The organism is Mycobacterium lehmannii (assembly GCF_001499925.1).
In the GTDB taxonomy this organism is placed as follows: Bacteria; Actinomycetota; Actinomycetes; order Mycobacteriales; family Mycobacteriaceae; genus Mycobacterium; species Mycobacterium lehmannii.
Map to the genome: position 1 here is coordinate 404,083 of NZ_LQIR01000023.1, position 7,233 is coordinate 411,315.

A 7,233-nucleotide genomic window follows, 5' to 3' on the forward strand; every position below is an offset into this window, starting at 1 on the left:
GCCGTGCACGACCGAAATCTCAAGCGAGCGTTTCGAGCTCGATCGGCAGCGAGTCGGCGGGCGTGGGCCCGGTCCCCCACGTGAGCGGGACGCGGTAACCGTCGGGCACACTCCAGCGGAAGCGGCGCAACAGCTTGTGCATCACCGTCTTGACCGTCATATCGGCGAACTGCTGGCCGATGCACTTGTGGGCGCCACCCCCGAAGGGCGCGAACGCATACCGGTTGACCGCCGCGCGGTTGGTCGCGTCGGTGAACCGCGAAGGGTCGAACGTGTCGGGCGCGGGCCACCAGTCGGCCAGCCGCATCGAGGCGTGCACGCTAATGGCGATCTGGGCCTTGCGCGGTATGTAGTGCCCGCAGATCTCCGTGTCGCGAATCGCCTGGCGGAACAGCGATCCCGCCGGGGCATACATGCGCAGCACTTCCTTGAACGCGGCATCCAGCAAGGGGAACTGTTCCAGGTCGTCGAGGGTGGGCGAATCGATCGGATGGGCGACGGCCTCGTCACGAAGGATGCTCTGCCAGTGGATGTTTCGCCCCAGCTCGTAGACGAGCATGGCCAGGGCGATGGCCGTGGTGTCGTGAGCGGCCATCAAAAGGAAGATCATGTGGTTGACGATGTCGGCGTCGGTGAAACGTTGACCGTCGTCGGATTCGCTGCGACACAGCATCGAGAACAGATCGGTGCCCTCGCGGCGACGGCGGTCCGCGATCTGCCTGCCGAAGTAGCGCTCGAGGCGTTCTCGCGCCCGCAGTCCTCGCGCCCAGGTCCCGCCGGGCACATCGGCGCGGACGATGGCCTGACCGCCGTGCACGGTGTCGTGGAAGTCGCGGATGAGTTGGTCGGACTCCACGCCGATTTCGGTGCCGACGAACACCTCGGCGGCCTGTTGCAGCAGCATCTGCTTGATCGATGGATACATCGGAAAACGGGCTGCCGGCCGCCAAGTTGCCAACGCGCGGTCGATGCCGTCGGCGGTGTCGGTGAGATACGTGTTGAGCGCGGTGCGCGTGAACGCCCGCTGCATGATGCGCCGGTGGTCGCGGTGTTCCTCGAAATCAAGCAGCATGATGCCGCGATGGAAGAAGGGCCCGATCACCGGTGCCCATCCCCGGGTGCTCGACAGCGCCTTGTCCCGGTTGACCCATGCCGCCTCGAGCGCTTCGGGTCCCAGTAACACGACGACCCGGAATCCGACCCCGCCGGCCCACGACACCGGGCCGTACTTCGCGTACCGGCGCCGGGCGAACTCCAACGGATCGACCAGGGTGGGCAGGACGTGGCCGAGGAACGGCATGCCGTAATTGCCCATTACCGGGGCGAGCCCGGACCCGGCAGGCGGTGGCGCCAACGGGCAGTCGCGACTCGGCCACCGGTCGCTGACCGACGCGCCGACCTCCTGGAGCCGCCCCTGGAGCCGTTGTCGCGCATCGAGCAGGGAGGCCGGCGGGTCCATGAGGTTGATCATCGGTCCAACCCTTCGTCGAATATCTGGTACGTAACCGTGCCAGTTTTGTCGGAGCGTTGTCAACGGTGCGACGATCTGAGTCATGGCCTCGTCGTCACCGCGCAGCTACGGAGGTGTCTCCGGCGCGCAACGTCAGCAGCAGCGCCGGTCGCGACTGCTCGAGGCCGCCCTGGAGGCGATGAGCCGCGACGAGTGGCGCGATGTGACCGTCGAGCGCTTGTGCGCCGGCGCGGGCCTCAACAAGCGCTACTTCTACGAGAGTTTCACCGAGGTCGATGCAGTGGCCGGCGCCGTGATCGATGACATCGCCACGGCCGTTCGCGAGGCAACCGTGGGCGCTGCTGTCCAAACACAGACGAAACCCGTTGACCAGCAGGCTCTTGCGTGCGTCACGGCGCTGGTGCACAGCTTGGTCGACGATCCGCGCCGGGCGCGGGTCCTGCTGGGCGGAGTGGCCGCGACCCCGGGTCTGCGTGCGCACCGCGTTGCGGTGATGCGCAGCCTTACCGAGGTGCTGATCGAGCACGCGCGCACGGTGCACGGCGTCGAACTCGCCCGTGACCCGCTGGCGAAGGTCGCGCCGGCATTTCTGGTCGGCGGCACCGCCGATGCGGTTCTGGCCTTCGTCGACGGCACCGCGGCGATCACCGTCGACGAGCTGATCTCTCAGTTGACCACGCTGTGGCTGATCACCGGCGACGGCGCCGCCGCAGTCGCGCGAGGACGCCTGGGAGATGATCACGAAGCCGGAGCCGCCCCGTCAAGCCGGGTGTCCGACGTCGCCGACTGAGAGGCTGCGGTCCCTTCAGCTCTCGTCGTGCCCCACTTCCGCGGGTAGCGGTGGTGGCAGTGGCTTCTGCGATGTCGTGGGGGCCGAACTCGCCGCGGGCGGCGACGCCCCCGGGTTCGATGCGGGCGGCGACGTCCCTGGACTCGACGCGGAGACCTCGTGGAAATCCAGCATCGCCTCGTCGCGGATGACGCGGGACCCCGCCGCGAGGATCAATGATTCCTCGGACACGGTGTAGGTGATTCCGTCGTTGTCGACCGTGAACGTGTTGCCCGATTTCTCGGCGGTCTTGATCAGTTTGGCGCCGTCGCGCAACCGCACTCCGCGGTATTCATAGCTGCCGTTGGGTGTCTCGCAGATCGCCACGCGCGACGTGGCGGTGCTGCCGAACACCACCGCCGAGTAGGGCGCCGCACAACGCGCGGTCGAGTCGACGTAGCCGCGGGTGTCGGATGCCGGCGCGGCGACGGCCGAGGGCACGGTGAACGCAGCCGCGGCCGAGCACGCGGCCACGGCACCGACAAGAACCCACCCTCGATTCGACATTGCTTCCACGACACCACGACATCGGCATCAGCGCACCTGACAATGGCAAACGGGTTCGAATCGTTAGCACGCCGAAACCGGCCCGTTAGCTGGATCAAACCGTCTCGATCATCGACTCATGAGCCTCCGACGACGATGTCGGTTTTCCGCCAGTCCTGCCGGGGGCCGCGTGTAATGGTGAGAGGCATGTACGACGATTTCGACCGCTGCTACCGGGCCGTCCAGTCCAAGGACGCCCGGTTCGACGGCTGGTTCGTCACCGCGGTGCTGACCACCGGGATCTACTGCCGGCCGAGCTGTCCGGCCCGCCCGCCGTACGCCCGCAATATGCGCTTCTATCCGACCGCTGCGGCTGCCCATAAGGCCGGATTCCGCGCTTGTAAGCGGTGCCGACCCGACGCCTCGCCGGGTTCCCCGGAATGGAATGTCCGTGGCGACGTCGTTGCGCGAGCCATGCGGCTGATCGCCGACGGCATCGTCGACCGCGAAGGTGTGACCGGGCTGGCCGCCAAGCTCGGCTACACCACCCGCCAGGTCGAGCGCCTCCTGCAGGCAGAAGTTGGCGCCAATCCGCTCGCGCTGGCGCGCGCGCAGCGTTCGCAGACGGCACGGGTGCTCATCGAGACCACCGAATTGGCGTTCAGCGACGTCGCATTCGCATCAGGGTTTTCGAGCATCCGCCAGTTCAACGACACCGTCCGAACGGTGTACGACCTACCTCCCACCGCATTGCGCCACCGCGCGCGAACGCGCATGGGCCGAAGCGAGGACGGTGCCGACGCCATATCCCTACGGCTGCCGGTCCGCACCCCGTTCGCATACGAGGGGTTGTTCGGGCACCTGGCAGCCAGTGCGGTGCCGGGCGTCGAAGAGGTGCGCGACGGCGCCTATCGCCGCACCATGCGCCTGCCCAACGGGAACGGGATCGTCTGCCTCACACCGCAGCCGGACCATGTGCAGTGCCGCGTCGCGCTCGACGACTTCCGCGACCTCGCCACGGCCATCGCCCGCTGCCGACGGTTGCTCGACCTCGATGCCGACCCCGAGGCGGTCGTCGATGCGCTCGGCGCCGACGCCGACCTGAGTGCCTTGGTCGCCAAGGCTCCGGGGCAGCGCATCCCACGCACCGTGGACGAACAGGAACTGGCCCTACGAGCGGTGCTCGGCCAACAGGTGTCGGTGAAGGCGGCGCGCACGCATGCCGGCCGGCTCGCGTCGGCTTACGGTCAACCGATCACCGATGTGAACGGTGGTCTGACGCATGTCTTTCCGACCGTCGAGCATCTCGCGGAGATCGACCCCGCCCATTTGGCATTCCCGAAGTCCAGACAACGGTCCGTGACGTCACTGATCCGCGCATTGGCCGACGGCGACGTGGTGCTGGATGCCGGCTGCGATTGGAACAGCGCGCGTGGGCAGCTGCAGGCATTGCCCGGAATCGGGTCGTGGACGGCGGAGATCATCGCCATGCGGGGGTTGGGAGACCCCGACGCGTTCCCGGTCACCGACCTTGGCGTGCGGATGGCGGCCGAAAAACTGGGTCTGCCCGCCGATGCGCGGGCGCTCACCGAGCACAGCACCCGGTGGCGACCGTGGCGGTCCTACGTGACGCAGCACCTGTGGACCGCCCTCGATCATGCGGTCAACGACTGGCCTCCGAAAGCGAGCGGCTCGGTCTAGCTCCGCGCGAGACGGTCGAGCCACTCTCGCAGCAGTGCGGCTTCGGTGGGGCTGAGGGTTTTCGTATCAGCCGACTCCAGCACGGATTTCAGGGCGATTGCGCGGGTGGCGATACGGGTGTCGCCGAACGGGTCGTCGGAGCCTTCGGTCGTGATGGCCGCCAGGATGGCTTCTCGCGTCGCATGCGACAGCCCGGGGTCACGGTCCTCGGGTAGTTGCGAGATCAGCGTGAACGCGACACCGCGACAGGCCGAATGCACCATCTCCGCGGCACGGTCGACGTCGACGCGAAGGCGGCCGGCTTCGGCGATGCGCTGCATCAGATAGCGCAGGATCGCGTCGCCCTCGACCACGGCCTTGGGTCTGGCGTTGGGCCGCGGGTCTCCATACAGCACTGCGTAGACGTGTGGATTTCGCACGCCGAAGTCGATATGTGAATCCCACCCGCCTCGTAGGTCTTCGATCGGATCGTCGGTCAGGCGTCGACTTCGCTTCTCGGTGAGGTACTCGACCATGCCGAGGCTGGCGGCATCGCCGATCAATTGCCGCATATCACCGAAGTGCCGATAAATCGTGGGCGGCTGCACCGCCGCGGCAGCACTGACGCTGCGCGTCGTGACCGCATCGCGCCCCTCCCTCGCCAGAAGGTCGGCGGCCGCGCGAAGGATGCGCTCTCGCGGCTCGAGTTCGGTTTTCAGCACGTTATCGACGATAGCACTTTCGAAGTTCTGCTGATAACATCAGCGATATCACTAATTCGATACCATCGATAACAGATCGGAGCGCCGGGCTATGGAACCGACCGACACCGGACGAGACACCGGAAGCGAAGGCAAAGGCGCCGCGACTCGACTGGCACGACGGTCGATGCTTTCCGCGGTGGCGGCCGCGGCGGTTCTGCTCTCGGCGGTCGGCCTGGCCGACGTCGCGCAGTCCGCGCCGTCGGGTCCGGGCACCGCCATTGACACCATCCGTAACCTCGAGAGCCAGGGTAAGAGGGTGATCGTCAACCGCGTGGGAACAGCGCCGCTGTCACAGTGCAACGTGAGCAGCGTGGCCGAAGGACACGACGTCACGGTGCGTGATCCCGTCGGTACCACCGGTTCCCAGGAGCGCATCCGCTACAGCACGGTCTACGTCACGGTTCGGTGCTGACCGCCTCTGGCGGCTGAGATACCGACAGCTCGCTCATCGCGCGACCGCAGGCCTTTGGCCGTGTCCGATCAGTCGTTCTTGGCTTCGTAGCGCAGCAAAACCGTGCCGCACTCGAAGGTGCGGTTCTCCAACAGCTTCAACGAGATCCAGGACGGCAGTGTCGGGAAGAACGGGGTGCCGCCGCCCACAGCGGTGGGCGCCAGCACGAGCCGATACTCGTCGACCAGACCGGCCTGCACGATCGGTGCGGCCAGCGTCGCACCGGCGACCTCCAAATTGCCGTCGGTTTCGGCCTTCACCTTTGTCACCACCTCAACGGGGTCGCCGCGCTCCAGGCGGGAGTTCCAGTCGACGGACGCCAGGGTGCGCGAGAACACGACCTTGGGCATATCGCGCCAGATTTGGGCATAGTCGACGATCAACGGTGTCGCGTCCGGCGCCTCGTCGGCGGTCGGCCAGTACGCAGACATCAGTTCGTAGAGCCGCCGCCCATAGAACGACAAGACGGTCTGCCGCTCGAAGTCGTTCCAGTACTGGTGCAGTTCTTCGCTCGGATCGGACCAGTCGATGCTGCCGTGTGCGTCCGCGATGTACCCGTCCACCGACACGTTGAAGCCATAGATGAGTCTGCCCACGAAGATCAGACTGCACCGGGGGGCAGAAGTCATCGCGATGCCACACCGTGTCGTCCTGACGCCGAGAGCGCTCGCGACGACGATGTCGGATTTCCGCCAGCTTGAGCCGTGGACACGTGCCATCGTGGGATGGTGCACGAGATGCGCGGTGAGCTGACCACGAGGGGGCTGGCCGCTTCGGCGAGAACCTGTGGCCAGCATCGGCGGTCGTATGCCAGGCCGACGGTGGCCGCCAAAGGAGAGGCGATGGAAGCCATACACTTTCGCGTTGTCGACAGCCCGGTCGGTCCGCTTACCCTTGCGGGCAAGGACACGCGGCTGAGACACCTACGGATGGTCGACCAGACATATGAGCCCAGTCGCGAAGGCTGGATAGCCGACAATGACGCCTTTCCGGAGGCGGTCGAGCAGCTCGAGGCCTACTTCGCCGGTGAGCTCACCGAATTCGACTTGGACCTCGACATGGTCGGTACGCCGTTCCAACGGAAGGTCTGGTCGGCACTGCTGACCATTCCCTATGGTGAGACACGCTCGTATGGTGAGATCGCCCGCCAGATCGGAGCAGCCGGTGCGTTCCGTGCGGTTGGTTTGGCCAACGGACACAACCCGATCGGCATCATCGTGCCGTGCCATCGGGTGATCGGCGCCAACGGCAGCCTCACCGGCTACGGGGGCGGTCTCGATAGGAAGCGGGCGCTGCTCGATATGGAGAAGAGTCGCGTCTCGCCGGCCTTGACCTTGTTCGACTGAATCGGCCGGCACGGCCACGACTTTCATTACGGCAGTTAGAGCGCGGGGCGCCACTGCGAATTCAGGCGCCGGTGAAGGTACGTGCCGTACAAATGCCTGTGGCCCCCAATCGAATTGGGGGCCACAGGGCTAATTTGTGTTCGGCGGTGTCCTACTTTTCCGCCCGGGTGGGGCAGTATCATTGGCGCTGGCAGGCTTAGCTTCCG

Annotated in this window: 8 protein-coding genes; 4 read left to right on the top strand and 4 right to left on the bottom strand. The window is 66.3% G+C overall.

The genetic code is table 11. The features are described 5' to 3' along the window. Positions 1–19: 19 nt before the first annotated feature. A complete protein-coding gene (locus AU192_RS14880) occupies positions 20–1,471 on the bottom strand; it encodes a cytochrome P450 (RefSeq protein ID WP_242656951.1) in 1,452 nt (483 codons plus the stop codon). An 82-nt stretch (positions 1,472–1,553) separates the two neighbouring features. Here AU192_RS14880 and AU192_RS14885 point away from each other — a divergent pair, with 82 nt between their 5' ends. Continuing rightward, positions 1,554–2,261, top strand: coding sequence for a TetR/AcrR family transcriptional regulator (locus AU192_RS14885; RefSeq protein ID WP_064397356.1), 708 nt, complete (start codon positions 1,554–1,556; stop codon positions 2,259–2,261). 15 nt (positions 2,262–2,276) lie between these two features. On the opposite strand, the gene AU192_RS14890 is transcribed toward AU192_RS14885, so the two are convergent. Then, on the bottom strand, positions 2,277–2,807 hold the full coding sequence (locus AU192_RS14890; protein ID WP_064397358.1) for a hypothetical protein: 531 nt from the start codon (positions 2,805–2,807) through the stop codon (positions 2,277–2,279). A 186-nt stretch (positions 2,808–2,993) separates the two neighbouring features. Here AU192_RS14890 and AU192_RS14895 point away from each other — a divergent pair, with 186 nt between their 5' ends. Further along, complete coding sequence (locus tag AU192_RS14895) at positions 2,994–4,487, top strand: DNA-3-methyladenine glycosylase 2 family protein (protein ID WP_064397476.1); 1,494 nt, start codon at positions 2,994–2,996, stop codon at positions 4,485–4,487. Here AU192_RS14895 and AU192_RS14900 read toward each other — a convergent pair. After that, positions 4,484–5,188: a TetR/AcrR family transcriptional regulator gene (locus AU192_RS14900; RefSeq protein WP_064397360.1), complete on the bottom strand. Its 705-nt coding sequence runs from the start codon at positions 5,186–5,188 to the stop codon at positions 4,484–4,486. The genes AU192_RS14895 and AU192_RS14900 overlap by 4 nt on opposite strands. Positions 5,189–5,279: 91 nt before the next feature. On the opposite strand from AU192_RS14900, the gene AU192_RS14905 reads away from it, so the two are divergent. Continuing rightward, positions 5,280–5,642: a hypothetical protein gene (locus AU192_RS14905; protein ID WP_064397361.1), complete on the top strand. Its 363-nt coding sequence runs from the start codon at positions 5,280–5,282 to the stop codon at positions 5,640–5,642. Positions 5,643–5,710: 68 nt separating this feature from the next. Here AU192_RS14905 and AU192_RS14910 read toward each other — a convergent pair whose 3' ends face one another. Beyond that, on the bottom strand, positions 5,711–6,277 hold the full coding sequence (locus AU192_RS14910; RefSeq protein ID WP_064397363.1) for a dihydrofolate reductase family protein: 567 nt from the start codon (positions 6,275–6,277) through the stop codon (positions 5,711–5,713). 246 nt (positions 6,278–6,523) lie between these two features. On the opposite strand from AU192_RS14910, the gene AU192_RS14915 reads away from it, so the two are divergent. Continuing rightward, the gene (locus AU192_RS14915; RefSeq protein ID WP_064397478.1) at positions 6,524–7,027 is read left to right on the top strand and encodes a methylated-DNA--[protein]-cysteine S-methyltransferase; all 504 of its coding nucleotides are present in this window, start codon (positions 6,524–6,526) and stop codon (positions 7,025–7,027) included. Positions 7,028–7,233 lie beyond the last annotated feature (206 nt).

What these genes read in the sequence shown, in the direction of transcription:
- AU192_RS14915 (WP_064397478.1), top strand. Translation starts at nt 6,524, where the DNA reads ATGGAAGCCATACACTTTCGCGTTGTCGACAGCCCGGTCGGTCCGCTT.
- AU192_RS14905 (WP_064397361.1), top strand. Translation starts at nt 5,280, where the DNA reads ATGGAACCGACCGACACCGGACGAGACACCGGAAGCGAAGGCAAAGGC.
- AU192_RS14880 (WP_242656951.1), bottom strand. Translation starts at nt 1,471, where the DNA reads ATGATCAACCTCATGGACCCGCCGGCCTCCCTGCTCGATGCGCGACAA.
- AU192_RS14895 (WP_064397476.1), top strand. Translation starts at nt 2,994, where the DNA reads ATGTACGACGATTTCGACCGCTGCTACCGGGCCGTCCAGTCCAAGGAC.
- AU192_RS14890 (WP_064397358.1), bottom strand. Translation starts at nt 2,807, where the DNA reads ATGTCGAATCGAGGGTGGGTTCTTGTCGGTGCCGTGGCCGCGTGCTCG.
- AU192_RS14885 (WP_064397356.1), top strand. Translation starts at nt 1,554, where the DNA reads ATGGCCTCGTCGTCACCGCGCAGCTACGGAGGTGTCTCCGGCGCGCAA.